This is a genomic window from Paractinoplanes atraurantiacus, assembly GCF_900215205.1.
GTDB lineage: Bacteria > Actinomycetota > Actinomycetes > Mycobacteriales > Micromonosporaceae > Actinoplanes > Actinoplanes atraurantiacus.
In genome coordinates this window covers 72,438-92,784 of the sequence record NZ_OBDY01000037.1, presented here as the reverse complement: position 1 = coordinate 92,784, position 20,347 = coordinate 72,438, and the positions used below count along the sequence as shown (strand labels likewise).

Below are 20,347 nucleotides of genomic sequence, written 5' to 3'. Positions count from 1 at the left end.
CGTTGCTACGGTCCCGCGCATGATCGCCGAAGACGTCGCCCGTCGATATCTCGAGCTGGCCGACGACCGGCTGCCCGGCTTGGTCACCGGGCTCCACATCGTCGGCTCGGCCGCGATCGGCGCCTGGCAGCCGGGCGTCAGCGACGTCGACGCCGTCATCCTGACCTCCCGCCCGGCGTCGGCGGACGACCTGGCGGCGCTGGCCGAGATCCACACATCGCTGGGCCGGCCGCACTTCGACGGCGTCTACCTGTCACCCGAGCTGGCCGCGACGTGGCCGGACGACCGACGGGAGGTCCCGTTCGCCGTGGACGGCACCCTGGTCACCGGCCGCCCGTGCGGCGAGCTCACCCCGGTCGTGTGGCTGATCCTGCGGAAGTACGGCATCGCGGTCCGCGGCCCGGCCCCGGAGGTCCGCGTCGACTACGACAACCTGCGCCGCTACCTGCTGGACAACCTCGGCGGTTACTGGCAGAACCAGGCCGCGCAGATCGCCGAAGCGTTGCCCACGATCACCGACCAGGTGCTCGACCCCGAGATCGTGACCTTCCACGTGCTCGGCCCGGCCCGCCTGCACTACACCCTGGCCTACGGCGACATCATCTCCAAGTCCGCCGCCGGCGACTATCTCTCCAAGCTCTTCCCCTCGTACGCCGACCTGGCCGCGAAGGCTGTCCGGTGGCGCGCGGGCACGGCGGAGGAGTTCGTGCGGGCCGATCTCGAAGCCGCGGGTCTCGCGGTCACCGAGGTGGTCGAGGACGCCACGCGCCGCTTCAGCTGAGAGCTGGCCAAAATCAGTCGGTGATTGGCGAGGTTGCCACTCGTGCGCCGGATCGAGCACGGTGAGGATCATCTGCATGCTCGTACAGATCTTGCTGTTCGACGGCTTCGACCCGCTCGACGTCATCGGCCCGTTCGAAGTCCTGGCCGCCGGAGGCGACGCGTCCGCCGGCGCGCTGGAGGTGCGACTCGTCGCGGCGGACGGCCCGCGCGAGGTGGTCGGCGGTGGCGACTGTCTGCGGCGGATCGTTCGCGCTGGCCATGGCCGGCCTGATCGAGGGCCGCCACGCGGTGACACACCATCAAGGCATGGACCGTGCTACCCATCCTGGGCACCTGGGACGTCGACCTGAAGACGCCGATCGGCACGCTGCACGCGGTCTACGTCTTCACCGAGACCGAGGGCGCCGTCACCGGCACGCGTCGCCTCATCCCACAGGACTGTTGAGGGGTGAGACCAGGCTGCGGGCCACCTGCAGGTCGGTGATCAGGACGTTGACCCAGCCGCCGCGGAGGGCGGCCTTGATGGCGGTGGTCTTGCGGGCGCCGCCGGCCACCGCGACCCGGCGGGGGACCGCGCGCAGCGTGTCGGCGCCGATGCCCAGCACCCGGTCGTCCAGTTCGGAGTCGATGTGCTCGCCGTTCGAGTCGAAGAAGCGGATGCAGACGTCGCCGACCGCGCCCGCCGTGCGCAGCGCCGGCAGCTCGCCCTCGGCCACCGCGTTGCCGCTCTCGCGCAGCAGCGGCGACGGCTCGATGCTGCCGATGCCGACCAGGGCCATGGTCAGGTCGTCGCACGCCTTCAGCACCGGCTCGATGTTCGGGTCGGTGACGAACATCTGCCGCATGTCGGCCGAGGCGAGCAGGCCCGGCGCCTGCAGATAGACGGCCTGGGCGCCGGTCAGCGCGGCCAGGCGGCCCGTGATCCGGGTCGCCTGGGTCTGCGCGGTCACGTTGCCGACCCCGCCGAGCATCTGCACCACCTGGTCGGCCACCTTGGTCGGCCGGGGGTGCATGGCCTCGACCGTGGCCAGGATGGTCGAGCTCCAGGAGGACACCCCGATGCGCTCGCCGCCCATCAGGGTGGTCTCCAGATAGACGGCGGCGGCCGCGCCCAGCGCCCGCATGATCTCGGGCTCGCCGTCCTGGTCGTCGGCGTCGGCCACGATCACCTCGGTGAGGCCGTACGCCTGCTCGATCTGCTCCTCGAGCTCGGCGTAGACACCCCGCGGCGCGATCACGGTGGTGCGGACGATGCCGAGCTCGACGGCCCGTTTGAGAAGCCGGCTGACCCGCGGCTGGGAGATGTGCAGCTGCTGGGCGATCTGCGGTTGCCGCATGCCACGCTCGTGGTACATGCGGGCCACCTTGGTGAGCAGTCGGATCTGATCGGTGGCGATCTCGTCCAGCGCGTTGGCTTCCATGCGGAGCAGAATATCCATTCAGTCGAAAGCGGTTAACGCACCGTCAGGATGACCCTTTGGTAGCGCTTCAAAGCGGGCGTGCCGCCGTCGGTCACCTCGAAGATCAGGTGGATCGTGTCACCGTGGACAGCGTCGGCTGGCACGGTGAAGGAAATGTTTGATCTGTTCGAAATGTCAAGATCTAGGGCGCCCGCGTAAGAGTCGGCGTCGGTGTACTGCCACCACCTGTACGACAGGCGGTCGCCGTCCGGATCCGATCCGCGCCCGTGCAATGTGACCTTGCGGCCGGGGGAGACTCGGAGATCAACGCCCTCCCGTACGGAAGCCCGCGGGTTGTGGTTGGCATCGCGATAGCGAGCGGAGACGCCCCAGTCGGCGCGAGCGGCGAAGTCGTTCTGCAGATCGGCCACCCAGCGCGTCTGCGGATATGTCCGGTCGGCCGCCTCGGTCGCCGGGTTGATGTCGGAGGTGTCGATCCAGCCCGAGGCGTTCGGCGCGAACCGGCCACCCCAGCCGCCGTAGGTCGGGTCCTCCGACGAGCGCAGCCCGTTGAAGTCCAGGAGGTAGAGGAACGAGGGCGAGTCGCCCTCGGAGATGAAGTCGTGAACGGCGTACGTCAGATTTTGATCAGGCCGCCAGCGGTTGTTCTCGTCGTCGCCCGGCGTCGGCTTGCCGTCGCGGTAGGTCCGGTACCGCTCGAGTAGCTTGCCGTGCCCGGTAAGGAAGTTCTCCTCCATGTACGGCGCCTTCAGCGCGTACTGCAGGGAGGCCGGCACCTGCCGCGTCCAGAGGTAGGCGAAGCTCCAGAACTGGCTCTGGTTGTCCACGATCTTCAGGTCGGGCCAGTTCGGCTTGATGTAGTCGTCGAGCGTCGCGTCCTGGTTGAGGATGTTGTAGATGACCACCTTCTCGCTGATCTTGCGCTGAAGAGCCGGCCAGCGGGACGAGCCCTGATATTTCTCCTGGATGGACTTGAGCGCCCGTGCGGTGGTGTTCAGGCCGCCCCAGGACTGGATGTAGAGCGGCCCGGGCTCGTCGGCCAGGATCCGCTGCTCGATGAGCCGCGAGCCCTCGGTGACCTGCGACATCTCGCTGACGTTGGAGACGTTTCCGATTTTGTACAGCGACCGCAGCTTGGCCGGCGTGGGGTATCCGGACGCGTGCCGCCGCAGGTTGGGGTAGAGCTTCGCGTAGAGGTCGATGTACTCGTTGACCCATGCGGTGCCGGTCCACCGGTAGGGCGCGACGGTCGCTCCGTCGCCGGCCCAGTGGTAGCGCGAGCTCGAGTAGACGATGCCCTCGATGTCGAACTCGTTGGCGTAATACAGGAAGCGGATGAACGAGTCCATGTCGTCCACCTCGCCGTCCTGCGAAACGATGATGCGGGGTTTGTCCGATTGATGAGCCTGAGCGGGGCCCGAAAAGGACAGAGGTAGGGCCGCTACCAGCGCCGCGGCGATCAGAAGACGAGCTCTCATACGCACTCCAGATGAATAGAAATTCACAAGTGCATCGGTACCGCGTTCGCACCGTAATGAGGCCGTGACCGAGGAGTCAAGGGCACCGACCCATTGACATCCGCGACATCCAGCGTTCACAGTAGGCGCATGGCCAATCGCCTATGAATGGATATTCAGCATGAAGGTGTTCCCTCGTTTGGCGGCCGCTCTGCTGCTGATGGCCGCGCTCGCCGCCTGCTCCAAGGTCCCCGGCGTTTTCGTCTACGAGAAGGACGGTCAGGCCGCGACCGGCGAGAAGGCCGCCGACGCGAAGTCCTACGTGGACGAGAATTGGTCCAAGATCGTGTCGACCGTGCACGACAAGGCGGTCGACGTCACGACGGTCGCCGCCGCGATCGAGAAGGACCCCAAGGCCGCGGGCGAGCAGTACGGACACCAGGCCGGAACGGGTAGCCCGTACGCGTACATGGTCAAGGGCGCCGGCACGGTCACGAAGGTCGACAAGTCGGTGCCGACCGGCCCGGTGACCGTCGAGGTGCCGCGGGCCGGCGGCAAGCCGCTGACCGTCACCATCGCCACCGGCCCGGTCATCGCCGGCACCGCGATCCGCGACGCGGTCGGCTTCATCTCGTTCGGCGACTTCACCAACCAGATCGAATACGCGAACGTCGCCAACGAGATCAACAACCGGGTCAAGACCGACGTCGTGGCCAAGGCCGACCTCCAGGAGGGTCAGAAGGTCAGCTTCTACGGCGCCTTCTCGGGGCTGCCCGGCGGCGGCATCTTCCTCGTGCCGACCGAGCTCCAGGTGGGCTGATGGAGATCCTCGAGGCCCACCACATCAGCAAGAACTACGGCGGCGTGCGCGCGCTCAAGGACGTCACCTTCACCGCGTACCGGGGCAAGGTCAACGTGCTGGTCGGTGAGAACGGCGCCGGCAAGTCGACGCTCATGAAGATCCTGTCCGGCTCGGAGCAGCCGACCTCGGGCGAGATCCTGCTCGACGGCGAGCCGGTGCACCTGGGCAGCCCGCGCGACGCCCAGGCCCGGGGGATCGGCATCATCCACCAGGAGCTGAGCCTGTTCCCGAACCTCTCGATCGCCGAGAACATGTTCGCCGGCCGGGAGCTGCGCCGGGGCAAGCGTTTCGTCGACAGCGCGAGCCAGCGTCGCCGTACGGCCGAAGTCCTGAAACGGCTCGGACAGGACCTCGACCCGAACACACCCGTGGGTGACCTTCCGATCGGCCAGCAGCAGCTCGTCGAGATCGGCCGGGCGCTGTTGGAGGACGTCCGGGTGCTCATCATGGACGAGCCGACCAGCGCGTTGTCCAACCACGAGGTCGACGTGCTCTTCGAGGTGATGGCCGACCTGCGCGAGCACGACGTCACCGTCATCTACATCTCGCACAAGCTCGACGAGTTCCGCCGCATCGGTGACTGGGTCACCGTCTTCCGCGACGGCAGCCTGGTCGCCCACGAGTCGATGAGCCGGACCGACACCGCCTGGATCGTCCGGGAGATGGTCGGCCGCGACCCCGACTCGCTCTACGTCCGCAACAGCTCGCCGGTCGGCGAGATTCTTCTTCAGGTACGGGGCCTGACCGTGCCCGGCCCGGCGCGCCCGCTCGTCGACGACGTGTCGCTGACCGTCCGCGCCGGCGAGGTGGTCGGCATCTACGGGCTGATGGGCGCGGGCCGCACCGAGCTCGTCGAGACCCTGATGGGCATGCGCAAGGCGGCCACCGGTGAGGTCCTGATCAAGAACCAGGCCGAGCCGAAGGGCACCGTCCAGGCCCGGATGGCGGCCGGGCTCGCGCTCGTGCCCGAGGACCGCCAGCGTGACGGCCTGGTGCAGAGCATGTCCGTGCGCGACAACATCCTGCTGGCCACCGTCGGCCGGATGACCCGCGGCGGCCTGCTCGACGGCGGGGCCGAGCAGCGCACAGCCAGGAGCAAGGTGGGCGAGCTGGCCATCAAGATCCCCGGTCTGGCCGTGCTGGTCACCTCGCTCAGCGGCGGCAACCAGCAGAAGGTCGTGCTCGCCCGGGCGCTGCTCACCGAGCCGGTGGTGCTGCTGCTCGACGAGCCCACCCGCGGCATCGACGTCGGCGCCAAGGCGCAGATCGCCGCGCTCATGGCCGACCTGGCCGCGCAGGGCTTCGGTGTCCTGTTCATCTCCTCGGAGCTGGCCGAGGTGATCGCCATGGCCGATCGGGCGCTGGTCATGGCCCGCGGCCGCATCACGGCCGAGTTCAGCTCGGCCGACGTAACCGAAGAAGCCCTGGTGACGGCTTCCGCATCCGACAGCGTCCTGGAGGCTGGCTCATGACCGACACCCACGTGGCCCCGCCGAAGAGCCCGGCGGCGCCGCCCGAGCCGAACCCGGAGGGCAACCGGGCGCTGGCCAAGGCCGCACTGTGGCTGCTGCGCGGCCGTACCCTCGTGGTCCTGGTCGTCCTGGTCGTCATCTTCAGCGCGATCTCGTCGGAATACCTGACGCAGAGCAACCTGATCCTGATGACCAAGCACGTGGCCATCAACGCGATCCTCGCCATCGGCGTCACCTTCGTCATCCTGACCGGCGGCATCGACCTGTCCGTGGGCTCGATCGCCGGCCTGGCCAGCATGGTCTGCGGCGGCCTGCTCTTCACCGGCCTGGCCGTGCCCGGCGGCCACCTCTTCTTCTCGGTCGCGGTCGTCATCCTGATCGGCATCGTGGTCGGCGCGCTGGTCGGTGCGGTCAACGGCGTGCTGGTCACCCGCTTCCGAGTGGCGCCGTTCATCGCCACCCTCGGCATGCTCTACGTGGCCCGCGGCGTGGCCCAGCTGATCAGCGACGGCGGCACCTTTCCCGACCTGGCCGGCACGCCCGCCCGCGGCAACCAGGGCTTCCACCTCATCGGCGTGGACAGCTGGCTCGGCATCCCGGTCGCCGTCTGGATCATGATCGTGGTCGCCGCCGCGGCCATCGTGGTCACCACCAAGACCCCGTTCGGCCGCCGGGTCTACGCGGTCGGCGGCAACGAGCGGGCGGCCGTGCTCTCCGGCATCAGGGTCAACCGCATCAAGATTGCCGTGTACGTCATCTCCGGCGCCTGCGCGGCGCTGGCCGGCCTGCTGCTCACCTCGGAGCTGGGCGCCGCCTATCCCGACACCGCCACCACCTACGAGCTGAACGCGATCGCCGCCGCCGTCCTGGGCGGCACCGCCCTGGCCGGTGGCCGCGGCACCATCGTCGGCACCGTCATGGGTGCTTTCGTCATCGGCTTCCTCAGCGACGGCCTGGTCCTCATCGGCGTCTCCACCTTCTGGCAGTCCGTGGTGAAGGGCGCCGTGATCGTCTTCGCGGTCGTCACCGAGCAGGCCCAGCAACGACTCCAGTCCTCCCTGAGCAAACGAACCGCCTGAAAGGATCCGCCATGAGAATTCGCCGCGCCATACTCCCGATCGGCGTCGCCGCCCTGCTCGCCCTCACCGCCTGCGGCGGCGGCGACTCCGACGACTCCGGCAGCAGCGGCGGTGGCCAGACCCCGGCCGCCTCGAAGCTGATCGTCATCATCACCCCGTCGCCCGACAACGTCTTCTTCAAGGCCGAGCAGGACGCGGCCGACGCCCAGGCCAAGAAGCTCGGATACGAGACCTTGGTGCTCAGCCACGACGACGACCCGACCAAGCAGAGCCAGGAGATCGACACCGCGATCTCCCGCAAGGCCGCCGCCATCATCCTCGACAACGCCGGCGCCGACGCCTCGGTCACCGCCATCCAGCGGGCCAAGGACGCCAACATCCCGACCTTTCTGATCGACCGTGAGATCAACAAGACCGGCGTCGCGGTCGCCCAGATCGTCTCGAACAACGCGCAGGGCGCCGGTCTCGGCGGCCAGGAGTTCGCCAAGCTGATGGGCAACAAGGGCGAGTACGCCGAGCTCACCGGCAAGCCCACCGACACCAACGCCGGCGTCCGCTCGCAGGGCTACCACGGCATCCTCGACCAGTACCCGGACCTGAAGATGGTCGCCCAGCAGACCGCGAACTGGGACCAGGCCGAGGCGTTGCAGAAGACGCAGACGATCCTGCAGGCCCACCCGAACATCAAGGGCATCATCGCCGGCAACGACACCATGGCCCTCGGTGCGTACGCGGCGGTCCAGGCCGCGAAGAAGGACATCGTCGTCGTCGGCTTCGACGGCAGCCCGGACGTCGTCAACTCGATCCTCAAGGACGGCATCAAGGCCACCGTGCTCCAGCCGGCCAGCAAGATCGCCGAGATGGCCGTGACCCAGGCCGACGAATACATCAAGACGGGCAAGGCCAGCCAGCCCGAGAAGCAGTCCATCGACTGCGTGCTGGTCAATCCCGACAACGCGAAGTCGGTCACCAACTTCGCGGTCGCCGGCTCCTGACGCTCCCCGCAACAAGGAAAGAAACGAGGACACCCATGCTGGTCGCCGACCCCACGGCCGCCGCCGCCTGGCATCGATTCCGGCAGGACTTCGCCGGCGCCGCACCGCAGCGGCGCCGCGAGATGCTGCGGCAGCGCGCCAACCAGTCCCGCACCACCGACCTCCAGATGATCGGCCGAGCCGGCCTGGGGCACGTGGGCGGCGACATGTCGGTCCTCGACATCCTGACCACCCTGTTCTTCGCCGTCCTGCGGGTCGACCCGGAGAAGCCGGAGTGGGCCGACCGTGACCGGTTCGTGCTGAGCAAGGGCCACACGGCCGGCGCCCTGTACGCGACCCTGGCGGCGGCCGGGTTCTTCCCGGCGGCCGAGCTGGACACGTTCGCCGGCCCACTCTCGGCCCTCAACGGCCACCCCAACCGGGTCAAGGTGCCCGGGGTGGAGACCAACACCGGCCCGCTCGGCCACGGCCTGCCGGTCTCCGTCGGCATGGCCGTGGCCGCCCGGCTCGCCTCCTCGTCCCGGCACGTCTACGTGGTGCTGGGCGACGGCGAGCTGCAGGAGGGCAGCAACTGGGAGGCCGCGATGACGGCCGGGCACCGCCGCCTGGCCAACCTCACCGCGGTCGTCGACCGCAACCGCCTCCAGCAGGGCGCCCGCACCGAGGAGACCAACGGGCTCGACCCGCTCGACGCGAAATGGAAAGCCTTCGGGTGGGACGTCGCCGAGGTCGACGGGCACGATCACCTGGCTCTGCTGGAGGTCTTCACCGCGCCCCGCGGCGAGCGCCCGCTGTGCGTCATCGCCAACACGACCAAGGGAAGAGGCGTTTCGTTCATGGAGGACCGCGTCGAGTGGCACCACAAGGTGCCCAGCGCCGCGCAGATCGAGGCCGCGGCCGTGGAGCTGGCCCGATGAGCGCCCCCACGCAGGAGGTCTTCGACTGCCGGGTGGCTTTCGCCGAGGAGCTGATCGCGCTGGCCCGTGAGGACGAGCGGATCGTGGCGGTCTGCAACGACTCGGTGGGTTCCAGCAATCTCGTCGGGTTCCAGAAGGAGTTCCCCGACCGGCTGATCAACGTCGGCATCGCCGAGCAGGACATGGTCGGCGTCGGCGCCGGCCTCGCCCTCAGCGGCTATGTGCCGTTCGTGTGCGGCGCGTCGCCGTTCCTGACCGGGCGGGCGTTGGAACAGATCAAGGCCGACGTCGCGTACAGCCAATCGCCCGTGGTCCTGTGCGGCATGAGCCCCGGCATGGCGTACGGCGAGCTCGGCCCGACCCACCACTCGATCGAGGATCTGTCCTGGTTGCGGGCGATCGCCGGGCTCGGCATCGTCGTTCCGGCCGATCCGGGCGAGACAAGATCGGCCGTACGCTGGGCGGCGTCCGCGGCCACGCCGGTCTTCCTGCGCGTCGGCCGGTTCAAGGTGCCCGCGGTGACCGACGGCTCGTTCGAGTTCGGCACGGCCGGGCTGCTGCGCGACGGGAGCGACGTGACGGTGGTGGCGACCGGAACGATGGTCTCCCGCGCCCTCGAAGCGGCCTCGGCCGCGGCGGACGAGGGAGTGTCGGTGCGGGTGCTGAACATGTCCACCATCGCGCCGCTGGACGAGGAGGCGATCCGGCGGGCCATCCGCGAGACCCGGGCGATCGTGACGGCCGAGGAGGCCACCACGACCGGCGGGCTCGGCGCCGCGGTGGCCGCCGTGGTGGTCACCGAGCCGGCCCCGGTGCCGATGCGCATGCTCGGCGTGCACCGCGAGTTCGCCCCCACCGGCACCACCGCGTTCCTGCTCGAGCACTTCGGGCTGACCGCCGGCGACATCCGGCGGGCGGCCGTCGAGCTGGCCCATGCCTGACGGCCTCGTCCTCGCGATCGACCAGGGCACTTCCTCGACGAAGTGCCTCCTGGCCGCCGCCGACGGCCAGGTCGTGGCGAGCGGATCGGCGCCGGTGCCGATCCGCTACCCCCGGCCGGGCTGGGTCGAGCAGGACGCGATCGAGATCCTCGACAGCGTCCTGGCCGCGGCGGCGGCGTGCCTGGAGGGGATCGACCGATCAGCGGTGGTGGCCGTCGGGTTCAGCACCCAGCGCGAGTCGGCGCTGATCTGGGACCGGCACACCGGCGCGCCCCTCGGGCCGGTGCTGGGCTGGCAGGACCAGCGGGCGGTCGGCGTCTGCGACAAGCTGCGCGGCGACGAGGCCCGGATCCGCGCGATCAGCGGGCTGCCGCTCGACCCGATGTTCAGCGCGGCCAAACTGCGGTGGCTGCTCGACGGCACGCCGGGCGCGCTGGTCGGCACGATAGATTCCTGGCTTCTGTACGCCTTGACGGGCTCCCACCAGATCGAGGTCGGCAACGCCTCGCGGACCCAGTTGCTGGATGTCCGCTCGCAGAATTGGAGCCCCGAGCTCCTCGGCCTCTTCGGAATCCCGTCGACAGCGCTACCGGAGATCACGCCGTCGCAGGGGGAGCTGGGCCGGATCGGCGAGCGCGGGGGAGTGCTGGCCGGCCTCCCGATCACCGCCGTGCTCGGCGACTCGCACGCGGCCCTCTACGCGCACGGTTCCGAGGCCGACGACGGGGTGAAGGTCACCTACGGAACCGGCTCGTCGGTGATGCGCCTCGGCGCGCCGGCCTCCGGCGACGTCTGCCTCACGGTGGCCTGGAACGACCGGCTGGCGGCCGAGGGCAACATCCGGTCGTCGGGAGCCACCGTCGCGTGGCTGGCGTCGTTCCTGTCCCTCTCGCCCGAGCAGATCGGGCAGATGGCGGCGACGGCGGAGAGTGACGGCGTCTTTCTCGTGCCCGGGTTCGGCGGGCTGGCCGCGCCCTGGTGGGACGACACCGCCGTCGGCCTGATCAGCGGCCTCACCCTGGGCACCCGCCCGCCGCAGCTGGCCCGGGCCGCCGTCGAGTCCATCGCCCACCAGGTGGCCGACGTGGTCGACGCCATGGGCGGCGCCTCCCGTGTCCTGGCCGACGGCGGCGCCAGCGGCAACGACGTGCTCATGCGGATCCAGGCCGACCTGCTCGGCGTACCCGTCAAGCGTGCCCGCACCTCCTCCCTGTCCGCCCTCGGCGCCGCCTCTCTGGCCGGTGGCCTGACCCCGGCCGTCACCTACGACGAGTTCGTTCCCTCCGGTGACGCCACGGCATCCCGTTCCGCCTGGCGCGACGCCGTCCGCCGCGCCCTTTCCAGCAAGGAGTCCCGATGACCGAGTACCCCCGCTTCGGCGCCGGACTGTGGCACTTCGCCACCTACGTCGACCGCTACGCCACCGACGGCTACGGCCCGTCGCGCACCACTCTCGAGGCGATCGAGCTGGCCGGGCAGGTCGAGGACCTGTCGGTGGTCGACCTCAACTACCCGTTCACCCGGGGCGTCGGCCTCTCCGAGGTCAAGGACGCCCTGGCCGCGCAGGGCCTCACGGCCATCGGCATCACCCCCGAGATCTATCTGCGCAAGTTCAGCCGCGGCTCGTTCACCAACCCCGATCCGGCCGTCCGCAAGGCCGCGCTCGACCTGATGCACGAGGCGGCCGGCATCGTGCGCGAGCTGGGCGCCGATTACGTGAAGATCTGGCCCGGCCAGGACGGCTGGGACTACCCGTTCCAGGTCGACCACCGCACCCTGTGGAAGCTGGCCGTCGACGGCATGCGCGAGCTGGCCGGCGCCCACCCCGACCTCAAGTTCGCCATCGAGTACAAGCCGCGCGAGCCGCGGGTCAAGATGACCTGGGACTCGGCCGCCCGCTCGCTGCTGGGCATCCAGGAGATCGGCCTGGACAACGTCGGCATCCTGCTCGACTTCGGCCACAGCCTGTACGGCGGCGAGTCGCCGGCCGACGCGGCCCAGCTGATCATCGACCACGGCCGCCTGTACGGCATGGATGTCAACGACAACCTGCGCGGCTGGGACGACGATCTGGTCGTCGGCACCGTGCACCTGACCGAGATCTTCGAGTTCTTCCACACGCTGCGCAAGAACAACTGGGACGGCGTCTGGCAGCTCGACCAGTTCCCGTTCCGCGAGGACTCGGTCGACGCCGCCCGTACGTCGATCGGCATCCTCAAGCGCATCTACCGCGCCCTCGACCGCCTCGACACGGCCGCGCTGGCCGAGGCCCAGGAGCGGCAGGACGCGATGGCGGCCCAGCGCATCGTCCAGAACGCCCTGTTCGGCGAGGTCAAGGAGTAGCCATGCGCCTTCGCCTGCTGGCGGTGTGTGCGGTCGCCGCGTCCCTGACCATCTCGGCGCCCGCCGCCGCGCACCCCTCCGCCTCCTCAGTGAAACCGCGCACGGTCGTCACCACGGACATGGAGCAGGACGACCTCGCCTCGCTGATCCGCTATCTGCTCTACACCAACGACGTCGACACGCAGGGCATCGTCTACACCAGCAGCAAGTTCCACTGGGCGGGCGACGGCCAGGGCACCGAGTTCTTCCTGCCCGATCGCGAATACACGACACCGCAGACCTCGTGGCGCTGGACGGGAACGCGGACCATCCAGGATCAGGTCCTCCCGGCGTATGCCAAGGTCTATGGGAATCTGAAGAAGCACGACCCGGACTATCCCTCGCCGGCCAGGCTGCGCTCCCTCGTCCGGGTCGGCAACATCGACTTCGAGGGGGAGATGTCGGCCGACACGCCCGGCTCCGACCTGATCCGCGACCTGCTGCTCGACAAGGACCCGCGACCCTTGTACCTCCAGGCGTGGGGCGGCACCTCGACCATCGCCCGCGCGCTGAAGTCCATCGAGGACCGCTACGCGCGGACACCGCAGTGGAAACGGGTGCAGGCCGCCGTTTCGGCCAAGGCGGTCATCCTCGCCAGTGGCTTCCAGGACGAGACCTACGCGAACTACATCGCGGTGAAGTGGCCGGCGCTGCGCGTCGAGGAGCTTTCGGCGGGGTACGCGACCTGGGGTTACAACTGCGATTGGGGCGGCGCCGGCAATGTGCGCGGTCTGCCGGCCGACCGTGTCTACTTCACCGGGGCCTGGACCAAAGCCAACATTCAGATCGGGCCGTACGGGTCGTTGTACCGCTCCTGGCTCGACGGGCAGGCCATGCCGGGCGACCCGCTCGACATCTTCGGCCTCCCCTCGGAGGCCCCCAAGGGCTGGTGCAAGCCCCTGGAGCCGTACGACTTCCTGTCCGAAGGGGACAACGTCGCCTTCAACCCGTTGCTGGACACGGGAATCCAAGCGCCTTCCCGCCCGGCCCTCGGCGGCTGGGGCGGCCGGGCCACGCAGGTCTCGGCCTCGCCCAACCTCTGGAAGCTCGTTCCCACCGAGAAGGACGCCTCCGGCGCCGACGTCGAGGATCTGACGACGCTGCGCTGGGCCGCGGCCGCCCAGAACGACTTCGCCGCCCGCATCCAGTGGACGCTGATGCCGTCGTACCGGCGGGGAAACCATGCCCCGGCGGTCCAGGCCGTGGACTCCGTGCGCGCCAAGCCGGGCGCCTCCGTCTCGTTGTCCGCCCGCACGCCGGACCCGGACCGCGACCGGGTGGCCGTGCGCTGGTGGCAGTACCGCGAGGAGGGCACCTATCCGGGCGCGGTCACGGTGACCGCCCGCGGCGACCGGGCGACGGTGAAGGTGCCGTCGGACGCCGAGCGGGGCCAGACCATCTCGGTCATCGTCGAGGCCACCGACAACGGTGAGCACCCGCTCACCCGCTACGACCGGGTAATGATCAAGGTCGGTTGAGGCCGTCCAGCATCAGGTTGAGGGTGAACGTGAAGCGGTCCGCGGTGGAGCCGGAAGTCAGCTCGGCCGCGTACCGCCTCGTGTTCGGGAAGGAGTCGGGCAGGCCGGTCAGCCGGCTCATGAGCTCGTCGCGGCCGGCCACCCAGCCGTCACCGCCGACCAGGGAGACCTCGAGGCTGTGGGCGGTGACGTACAGGTTCAGCGCGTCGACGGCCCAGGCCGCGGTCTGCGGCTCGATGCCGCCCGCGAGCAGGATGGCGAACATCCCCTCGCCGACGCGCAGCGTGTCCGTGTTGGTCGGCGCGGAGGCCAGGGCAGCCCGGGAGATGCCGGGGAAGCGCAGATATTGCTCGCGCAGCCGGCCGCAGACGCTGATGATCTGCTCCCGCCAGGCGGCGGGGTCCGGCTCGGGCAGGTCGATCTCGGCGCACAGCCGGCCGATGAGCAGCTCGTCCAGGTCCTCCTTGTTGACCACGTGGGCGTAGAGCGACGACGGGCCCGTCTCCAGCGCGGTGGCCACCCGCCGCATCGTCAGGGCCTCGAAGCCCTCCCGCGCCACGATGTCGAACGCCGTGTCGAGGATGAGGTCGACCGTGATGGGCTTCTTCGCCCCGCGGGACGGGCCGCGGCGCAGGCCGGCATCGGCCGGGACCGCGCCGAACTGGCGCCGAGCCGTGCGCCGCTGCTCCGGAGTCGGTGACATACCAGCAGCTTAGCGCATTCGGCGAACAGTGTTCTGTTTCACTAAGAACAGCGTTCGTATTGACCCGAACACTGTTCTGATTCATGGTCGTCGTATGCGTACATCACCGCGATCCCTGCGGGAGGCGTGGGTGGCCCTGGCCGGGCTGTCCGCCGTGTTCCTGTTCGAGATGCTCGACAACTCCATCCTCACCGTCGCCCTGCCCACGATCGGGCGGGAGCTCCACGCGTCGGCCACCGCCCTGCAATGGGTCACCGCCGCCTACGCCGTCGTCTTCGGCGGGCTCATGCTGGCCTTCGGCGCGGTCGCCGACCGCTACGGCCGCCGCCGCGTCATGCTGATCGGGCTGGCCCTGCTCGCGGTGGCCAGCCTGGCCACCGCCTTCGTCACCACCGCCGAGGAGCTGATCGCGGTCCGCGTGGCCATGGGTGTCGCGGCCGCCATGACCACGCCGGGCTCGGCCGCGCTGGCCTTCCGCCTGTTCGACGACGACCGCCTGCGCGTGCGGGCCTTCAACGTGATCTCGACCGTCGGCATCGTCGGCCTGGCCATCGGCCCGACGGTCGGCGGCTTCGCCCTCGCGATCGCCCCCTGGCAGGCCCTGCTGCTGGTCAACGTGCCGATCGCCCTGCTCGCCATGGCCGGCGTGTGGTCCGGCATCGCCCCGGACGACGCGGCCGGCCTCAACACCGACCCGGTCGATGTGGCCGGCGCGGTCCTCGGCACCGCCGCCATCGTGGCCGCGCTGGTCGCGCCGACCCTGTTCGTCGACGAGGGCGCCGGCGCCTGGGCGCCCTGGGCCCTCACCGCGGCGGCCGTCGCCGCCGCGGTGCTCTTCGTGCTCCGCGAGCGCTCGGCCCGGCACCCGATCGTCGACCTGAAGCTGGTCGCCCACCCGCTGGTCTCCAGCGGCCTGGCCTTCAAGGCCGCGACCGGGCTGGCCATCGCCGGCGCCGGCTATCTCATGACGCTCCAGATGCAGCTCGACTGGGGCTGGTCGGCCGGCTTGGCCTCCCTCGGCATGCTGCCGCAGGTCGTCGTCCTGATCGCCGGCGGCGCGCTGCTCAACCCACTCGTCAAGCGCTTCGGCCTGGAACTGACCGGCCGGCTCAGCGCGGTCGCGGTCGTGGCCGGCCTGGCCGTCTACGCCCTGCTCGGCCGCCACGGCTACCTGTGGGTCGCGGTCGCCCTGGTCCTCATGGCGGCCGGCCTGCGCCTGGTCGGCGTCCTCGCCGGCACCAGCGTGCTGCGCGGCCTGCCGGAGAGCCGGACCTCCATCGGCGTGGCCCTCACCGACACCGCCTCGCAGGTGAGCAGCGGCGCCGGCCTGGCCGCGGCCGGCACCATCCTGGCCGCGATGTTCACCGGCCCGCTCACCGCCACACCCTGGACCGCCGGCCAGACCGCGGAGTTCCACGGCGCCCTGACCGCCGCCGGCCTCACGCTCACCGTAGTCGCCGCGGCCCTGGTCGGCTGGGGCATCCTCAGAGGCGCCGGTGGTCGTAGTAGCGCGTCACCGACCCGTCCGGCTCCGGCACACACCGGTAGTGCTTGAGGAAGTCCCAGAGCAGCGGGCACTCCTCGGCCATGGTGTTGTGCGACCGGTAGAGGTTCTTCGTCACCTTGACGACCGGGATGCCGCGCCGCTTCCAGCTCCAGGTCTGGAAGCGGCGGCGATATCCACTGCGGCCCTCCTGGACGACGTCGCCCAGGGTGAGCCCGTTGACCCGCAGGTGATAGCCGGCCCAGGCGTCGAGCTGGTTGTCGATGTCGTCCCACAGCGTGCCCTCGAGGAAGGCCAGATCGCCGTAGCCGTAGATCTGATACGTGGGGATCGGGCGGTTGCTGGCCGGATGGGCGACGCCGTCGAGGGTGACGTTGCCGGCCGCGTCGGGAGCGGCGGTGAACGAGGTCGAGGCCACGGCGGCGAAATACTCGGGGAAGGCGATGGCCAGGTTCTGGGTGACCGAGCTGCCGGCCGACTGGCCGGTCGAGTAGAAGCGGGTGGGGTCGACGTCGTACCGGGCGATGACGGTCTCGCGCAGCTGCCGGAAGAATGACAGCGAGTCGCGGTGGCTGACCGAGACGGAGTTGACGCTGTACTGCTCGCAGACGACGACGAGCAGGAAGCCCTCGCGCCGGGCGACCTTCCACCACTGGGTGGCGTCGAGGAACACCTTGTCGGTCTGGCTGTTGCCGGGCCAGACGAACAGGACCGGCGCGTTCCGGCGGGCCGACTCGGGGCGGTAGACCAGATATTCGCGGACGAAGCCGTTCACGGTCATCGTGTGGACCTCGACGCCGAGGCGGTCGTAGTCGGCGCGCTCGAAGAGCTGATTGCCGTACGCGAAGAAGTTCTCGTACCGGGTGTAGAAGGTCAGGAAGGCGAGAATCTGCCGCGTGGACACACGTCCGTGCCGCACCACGGTCCGGGCGATCGGGCCGGCGTGCGACGTCATCCAGCGGTCGCCACGGTTGGCCTTCTTCCAGTAGGCGAGGCTCGGGCCGATGGAGCGGCGGGGATCGGCGTACAGGGTCGGCAGAACCGTTTCGTCATAACGGATCAGGTCGAATCCGGGCGGGAACACGACGGGCGTGTAGCCGTCGGTCGTCCCGTCGAACGTCCGCGACGCGTACCCGTCGAGGTAGTCCTGTCTCAGGCCGGGCGAGTCGACGTACGCCTGGGCGATGACCCGGAGAGGGTGAGCGACGGCCCACGCCTCGAGCGCGGGGCCGCCGGCGCCGTAACCGACCAGATAGTGCAGGCCGAAGATGGAGAAGTAGCGGTTGCTCTGGAAGAAGGCCAGGGCCGCGCCGACGTACGCGGCCTCCTCCTCGGGTGTTCCCCAGCCACCGGGCCCGGGTTCGAGGATGAACAGGCCCTCCTCGCGCTCGTCGGCGATCCTTCGCCACTCGCGGACGACGGCGTCCGATCCGCCCTCCGGCACGGCGATGACGGTGAAGTAGGAGCGGATCGGGGTCTCGGGGGAGATGTAGACCTTTGCCGTACGGCCATTGTCGAACGACTTCGTCCACCAGCCGGCCATCTCGCGGGGCAGCTTGTTGGCCCGGGAGTAGTCGTAGCCGGGGAACGGGCGGCCGTCGAGGGAACGCGCGGCGCCGGTCGACGCCGATGCCGGGGTGGGGGACAAGCCGGCGGCCACGGCGAGGGCGGCGCTGCCACCTAGGAGGGTGCGTCGGTCCATGGGGCGTCCTTTCGGGGTTCGAGGTGGTCGCGGGTGCGGCTCAGGGCCAGCCGGGCGTGTTCCTTGCCGCCGACCTGGGCGACGAGCGTGGCGCGGGGAATCTCCAAGGCGTAGGGGAGGCCGGGCGGCAGCGCGCCGAGGATGCCGGTGATGTCGATGCCGCCCTCGCCGGGGAAGAGGCGCTCGAAGCGGGCGGTGTGGATGAGGCCCTCGTTGGTGGCCGGCACGGCCGGGGGCGCGTCGCAGACGTGCACGAAGTGGAACCACTCGGCCGGCAACTGCCGCAGGTCGGCCACGCTCGAACCGGATCGCGCGAAGTGCAGGAGGTCGACGAGGATGCCGGCGTTGGGCTGGGCGGCGCCGCGCAGAACCCGTACGGCCGAATTGAGGTCCGGTGTCTCTGTCCAGGAGGGAAACTCGAGGTCGACGGTGAGCCCGAGCGGCCGGGCCATCTCGCACAGCAGCGCGAACCGGTCGGTCTTGCGGGCCCGGTCGGGGTCGGGAAGCTGGCAGATGACGTGCCGCGCTCCGAGTTCGGCGCCCGCCTCCAGGAAGCGCTGGAAGTCGCGCGGGTCCTCGTCCGGGCTGATCCGGGCCAGCTCGATGTCGAGTACCTCGATGCCGGTGGCGGCCAGGCGCACCTTGGTCGTGCGCATCAGGGCCGGGTCGGTGGCGAGCGGATAGTGCGGCTCCTGCGGCGTGACCCGTGTCAATCGCAGGCCCACATAGCGATATCCGGCCTCGGCCGCCGCGTCGACCAGCTCGGGCGGCGACAGGCTGAGTGCGGTCAGATGGGCCAGGGAGAAGTCGTGGCGCTGGTCCGGTTCCTTGCGCTGCCGTAGTTTGAGCAGGCGCCGCTCACGCTGGGCGGCCATCCGGACGGGCGCGCCGGCCGGGCCGTACCCGTCGTAGCCGTCGAGGCGCTGGACCACGGCGAAGAAGACGCGGTGCCCGAGCATCTCGGTGGAGAAGTGCAGATAGGCGCCGTGCTCGTCGCGGTCGTAGAGGACGGAGTGCTCGCGCAGCGCGGCCAGGAAGTCCGGCGCCAGCTCGAAACGGGCGTCGAGGTCGGCGTAGTAGTTCTCCGGGATCTTCAGCACGTGCTCGCGCATCGCCCGGGCGGCGGCGATCGCGTCGCCGGTGCGAAAGGCGACGTGCTGCGGATTGGGGATGACCGGGGCCCAGTCGCCGCGGCGCATCGGTGCGGTGTTCAGCGCGATCCGCACCCGGCGGCCGGGGTCGGCGGCGGCCCGGCTGAGGATCGGCCCGAACGGCGCCGCGATCTCGGTGGTCCCCTCGGCGCTCAGGCCGAGCACGGCACGGTAGAAGAGCGTGGATTCGTCGAAGTCGTCCACCTCGTCGGTGAGGGATACGTGGTCGATTCCGTCGATGTGTTTCTCATGTGGAGAGGTCACCTTCTGGAAGTCCCGGAGCCAACTCTCGTTGCGTACGAGAAAAATCGAAGTGCCGTCCGGGGCCGCGATCGAAGCGAGGTCGGCCTCTTCCGGTTGCCGCAGCCGGGGAAGCACCGGGGCCAGCAGCCGTTCGGCCCGTGCGGTCGAGCGGGCCGGATCGGCGGTCTCCACGGCCAGCGCGCACACGGTCGCCGTGCCCGGGGCGACCGTCCGCTGCGCCGCGAAGTTGAGAAGGATGCGAGCCGTGCCCTGCTGCCACAGCTGCACCGGCTTGGAGCGATGCTTCCCGGAGTTGACGAAACCGAGCGCCGTCAGCGCATGGGAGACCTCGGGCCCGGAGATGTCGTCGACGGCCAGCTCGGTGAAGACGATGCCGGTCAGCTCGGGCGGCTTCTCGTCGGCCTTCAACGCGAGCACCGAGCGCATCCCGTTGATGGCCGCGTGCCGCGGATCGGCCTGCCGGTAGACGTCGTTCGACACTTCGAGCGACAGCGGCCCGTCGTAGCCGGTGTCGTCGACGTACCGGGCGAAGGTGGCGACGTCGAGCTCGCCCAGGCCGGGGAAGAGCCGGTGGTGCCGGCTCCGCTCGGCCACGTCCATGGCCGTGCCGGGCGCGTCCGCCAGCTGAACGTGGAAGATCTTCCCGCCCGGAACAACGCGGATGCTCTTGGCGTCCGGCTCCTTGATCAGCACATGGAAGCTGTCCAGGCACAGCCCCAGCGCCGGATGATCCGCCATGCGCACGATCCGCCACGCGTGCGCGGTCGTGTTGACGAAGCGCCCCCAGGCCAGCGCCTCATAGGCCAGCCGCAGCCCGTTCCGCTCGGCCACACCGGCCAGCGCCCGCAGCTGCTCCGCCGCCAGCTCGTCGTCATCGACGGCGTCCCCGGACATCGACGAACTGACCACCACGGTCCGCACGCCGATCTCGCCCAGCACGGCGAAGGTCCGCTCGGCCCGCCGCAGATGGCCGCGCAGCACCGCCGGCGGCACCGCCTCGAAATCCGAGAACGGCTGATAGGCGTCCACCGCGAGCCCGCGGCGCGCACACTCGTCCCGGATCCTCCGCGGCCCCCACGAGGTGCTGACCAGGTCACTCTCGGCCAGCTCAACCCCATGGAACCGCGCCGCCGCGGCCGCCGCCAGCTTGTCCTCCAACGTCCCCGACAGACAGTGCGTGGCGATCGTCAGCCGCCGACCCGATGGACGTACTGGATAGTTCATTAACGGCCGACG

18 protein-coding genes are annotated in these 20,347 nt (G+C 69.9%); 12 read left to right on the top strand and 6 right to left on the bottom strand.

Annotation, left to right across the window (positions count from 1 at the left end; genetic code table 11):
* The first annotated feature begins 19 nt into the window (after nucleotides 1-19).
* Nucleotides 20-781, top strand: a complete 762-nt coding sequence (locus tag CRP55_RS45865) for a nucleotidyltransferase domain-containing protein (protein WP_097328393.1) — start codon at nucleotides 20-22, stop codon at nucleotides 779-781.
* A gap of 13 nt (nucleotides 782-794) precedes the next feature.
* Here the strand turns inward: CRP55_RS45865 and CRP55_RS56595 are convergent, their stop codons facing one another.
* Entirely contained in the window at nucleotides 795-1,043 is a 249-nt protein-coding gene (locus CRP55_RS56595; RefSeq protein ID WP_179855636.1) for a hypothetical protein, read from the bottom strand.
* Between the two features lie 53 nt (nucleotides 1,044-1,096).
* Here CRP55_RS56595 and CRP55_RS55925 point away from each other — a divergent pair, with 53 nt between their 5' ends.
* On the top strand, nucleotides 1,097-1,228 hold the full coding sequence (locus CRP55_RS55925; RefSeq protein WP_281260859.1) for a hypothetical protein: 132 nt from the start codon (nucleotides 1,097-1,099) through the stop codon (nucleotides 1,226-1,228).
* On the opposite strand, the gene CRP55_RS45855 is transcribed toward CRP55_RS55925, so the two are convergent.
* The gene (locus tag CRP55_RS45855) at nucleotides 1,209-2,204 is read right to left on the bottom strand and encodes a sugar-binding transcriptional regulator (protein WP_097328392.1); all 996 of its coding nucleotides are present in this window, start codon (nucleotides 2,202-2,204) and stop codon (nucleotides 1,209-1,211) included. The genes CRP55_RS55925 and CRP55_RS45855 overlap by 20 nt on opposite strands.
* A 32-nt stretch (nucleotides 2,205-2,236) precedes the next feature.
* Nucleotides 2,237-3,682: a DUF1593 domain-containing protein gene (locus CRP55_RS45850; RefSeq protein WP_097328391.1), complete on the bottom strand. Its 1,446-nt coding sequence runs from the start codon at nucleotides 3,680-3,682 to the stop codon at nucleotides 2,237-2,239.
* Between the two features lie 160 nt (nucleotides 3,683-3,842).
* Between CRP55_RS45850 and CRP55_RS45845 the strand changes: the two genes are divergently transcribed.
* From CRP55_RS45845 to CRP55_RS45805, 9 genes are read left to right on the top strand one after another with little or no spacing between them, the layout of a single operon-like run.
* Complete coding sequence (locus tag CRP55_RS45845) at nucleotides 3,843-4,481, top strand: DUF2291 family protein (RefSeq protein WP_097328390.1); 639 nt, start codon at nucleotides 3,843-3,845, stop codon at nucleotides 4,479-4,481.
* Nucleotides 4,481-5,995 (top strand): sugar ABC transporter ATP-binding protein, encoded by a 1,515-nt coding sequence (locus CRP55_RS45840; RefSeq protein WP_179855635.1) that lies wholly within the window; start codon nucleotides 4,481-4,483, stop codon nucleotides 5,993-5,995. Before CRP55_RS45845 ends, CRP55_RS45840 begins: the two co-directional genes overlap by 1 nt.
* Entirely contained in the window at nucleotides 5,992-7,074 is a 1,083-nt protein-coding gene (locus CRP55_RS45835) for an ABC transporter permease (RefSeq protein ID WP_097328388.1), read from the top strand. The genes CRP55_RS45840 and CRP55_RS45835 overlap by 4 nt, the downstream gene beginning before the upstream one ends.
* Nucleotides 7,075-7,085: 11 nt before the next feature.
* The gene (locus tag CRP55_RS45830; protein WP_097328387.1) at nucleotides 7,086-8,069 is read left to right on the top strand and encodes a D-ribose ABC transporter substrate-binding protein; all 984 of its coding nucleotides are present in this window, start codon (nucleotides 7,086-7,088) and stop codon (nucleotides 8,067-8,069) included.
* A gap of 35 nt (nucleotides 8,070-8,104) precedes the next feature.
* Nucleotides 8,105-8,986 (top strand): transketolase, encoded by an 882-nt coding sequence (locus CRP55_RS45825; protein ID WP_097328386.1) that lies wholly within the window; start codon nucleotides 8,105-8,107, stop codon nucleotides 8,984-8,986.
* Complete coding sequence (locus CRP55_RS45820) at nucleotides 8,983-9,927, top strand: transketolase family protein (RefSeq protein ID WP_097328385.1); 945 nt, start codon at nucleotides 8,983-8,985, stop codon at nucleotides 9,925-9,927. The genes CRP55_RS45825 and CRP55_RS45820 overlap by 4 nt, the downstream gene beginning before the upstream one ends.
* Nucleotides 9,920-11,287: an FGGY family carbohydrate kinase gene (locus CRP55_RS45815; RefSeq protein WP_097328384.1), complete on the top strand. Its 1,368-nt coding sequence runs from the start codon at nucleotides 9,920-9,922 to the stop codon at nucleotides 11,285-11,287. Before CRP55_RS45820 ends, CRP55_RS45815 begins: the two co-directional genes overlap by 8 nt.
* On the top strand, nucleotides 11,284-12,270 hold the full coding sequence (locus CRP55_RS45810; protein ID WP_097328383.1) for a TIM barrel protein: 987 nt from the start codon (nucleotides 11,284-11,286) through the stop codon (nucleotides 12,268-12,270). The genes CRP55_RS45815 and CRP55_RS45810 overlap by 4 nt, the downstream gene beginning before the upstream one ends.
* A gap of 2 nt (nucleotides 12,271-12,272) precedes the next feature.
* Nucleotides 12,273-13,787, top strand: a complete 1,515-nt coding sequence (locus CRP55_RS45805; RefSeq protein WP_097328382.1) for a DUF1593 domain-containing protein — start codon at nucleotides 12,273-12,275, stop codon at nucleotides 13,785-13,787.
* On the opposite strand, the gene CRP55_RS45800 is transcribed toward CRP55_RS45805, so the two are convergent.
* Entirely contained in the window at nucleotides 13,774-14,490 is a 717-nt protein-coding gene (locus tag CRP55_RS45800; protein WP_097328381.1) for a TetR/AcrR family transcriptional regulator, read from the bottom strand. The genes CRP55_RS45805 and CRP55_RS45800 overlap by 14 nt on opposite strands.
* Before the next feature lie 94 nt (nucleotides 14,491-14,584).
* Here CRP55_RS45800 and CRP55_RS45795 point away from each other — a divergent pair, with 94 nt between their 5' ends.
* Nucleotides 14,585-16,045 (top strand): MFS transporter, encoded by a 1,461-nt coding sequence (locus CRP55_RS45795; RefSeq protein WP_097328380.1) that lies wholly within the window; start codon nucleotides 14,585-14,587, stop codon nucleotides 16,043-16,045.
* On the opposite strand, the gene CRP55_RS45790 is transcribed toward CRP55_RS45795, so the two are convergent.
* Nucleotides 15,975-17,696: a CE1 family esterase gene (locus CRP55_RS45790; protein ID WP_097328379.1), complete on the bottom strand. Its 1,722-nt coding sequence runs from the start codon at nucleotides 17,694-17,696 to the stop codon at nucleotides 15,975-15,977. The genes CRP55_RS45795 and CRP55_RS45790 overlap by 71 nt on opposite strands.
* The gene (locus CRP55_RS45785) at nucleotides 17,675-20,269 is read right to left on the bottom strand and encodes a TIM barrel protein (RefSeq protein ID WP_245923776.1); all 2,595 of its coding nucleotides are present in this window, start codon (nucleotides 20,267-20,269) and stop codon (nucleotides 17,675-17,677) included. The genes CRP55_RS45790 and CRP55_RS45785 overlap by 22 nt, the downstream gene beginning before the upstream one ends.
* Nucleotides 20,270-20,347 lie beyond the last annotated feature (78 nt).

Excerpts from the sequence above, each read along its gene's own strand:
- CRP55_RS45850 (WP_097328391.1), bottom strand. The coding sequence starts at position 3,682 with ATGAGAGCTCGTCTTCTGATCGCCGCGGCGCTGGTAGCGGCCCTACCT.
- CRP55_RS45815 (WP_097328384.1), top strand. The coding sequence starts at position 9,920 with ATGCCTGACGGCCTCGTCCTCGCGATCGACCAGGGCACTTCCTCGACG.
- CRP55_RS45845 (WP_097328390.1), top strand. The coding sequence starts at position 3,843 with ATGAAGGTGTTCCCTCGTTTGGCGGCCGCTCTGCTGCTGATGGCCGCG.
- CRP55_RS45825 (WP_097328386.1), top strand. The coding sequence starts at position 8,105 with ATGCTGGTCGCCGACCCCACGGCCGCCGCCGCCTGGCATCGATTCCGG.
- CRP55_RS45795 (WP_097328380.1), top strand. The coding sequence starts at position 14,585 with ATGCGTACATCACCGCGATCCCTGCGGGAGGCGTGGGTGGCCCTGGCC.
- CRP55_RS45830 (WP_097328387.1), top strand. The coding sequence starts at position 7,086 with ATGAGAATTCGCCGCGCCATACTCCCGATCGGCGTCGCCGCCCTGCTC.
- CRP55_RS45810 (WP_097328383.1), top strand. The coding sequence starts at position 11,284 with ATGACCGAGTACCCCCGCTTCGGCGCCGGACTGTGGCACTTCGCCACC.
- CRP55_RS45835 (WP_097328388.1), top strand. The coding sequence starts at position 5,992 with ATGACCGACACCCACGTGGCCCCGCCGAAGAGCCCGGCGGCGCCGCCC.
- CRP55_RS45820 (WP_097328385.1), top strand. The coding sequence starts at position 8,983 with ATGAGCGCCCCCACGCAGGAGGTCTTCGACTGCCGGGTGGCTTTCGCC.
- CRP55_RS56595 (WP_179855636.1), bottom strand. The coding sequence starts at position 1,043 with ATGGCCAGCGCGAACGATCCGCCGCAGACAGTCGCCACCGCCGACCAC.
- CRP55_RS45855 (WP_097328392.1), bottom strand. The coding sequence starts at position 2,204 with ATGGAAGCCAACGCGCTGGACGAGATCGCCACCGATCAGATCCGACTG.
- CRP55_RS45800 (WP_097328381.1), bottom strand. The coding sequence starts at position 14,490 with ATGTCACCGACTCCGGAGCAGCGGCGCACGGCTCGGCGCCAGTTCGGC.
- CRP55_RS45805 (WP_097328382.1), top strand. The coding sequence starts at position 12,273 with ATGCGCCTTCGCCTGCTGGCGGTGTGTGCGGTCGCCGCGTCCCTGACC.
- CRP55_RS45840 (WP_179855635.1), top strand. The coding sequence starts at position 4,481 with ATGGAGATCCTCGAGGCCCACCACATCAGCAAGAACTACGGCGGCGTG.
- CRP55_RS45790 (WP_097328379.1), bottom strand. The coding sequence starts at position 17,696 with ATGGACCGACGCACCCTCCTAGGTGGCAGCGCCGCCCTCGCCGTGGCC.
- CRP55_RS45865 (WP_097328393.1), top strand. The coding sequence starts at position 20 with ATGATCGCCGAAGACGTCGCCCGTCGATATCTCGAGCTGGCCGACGAC.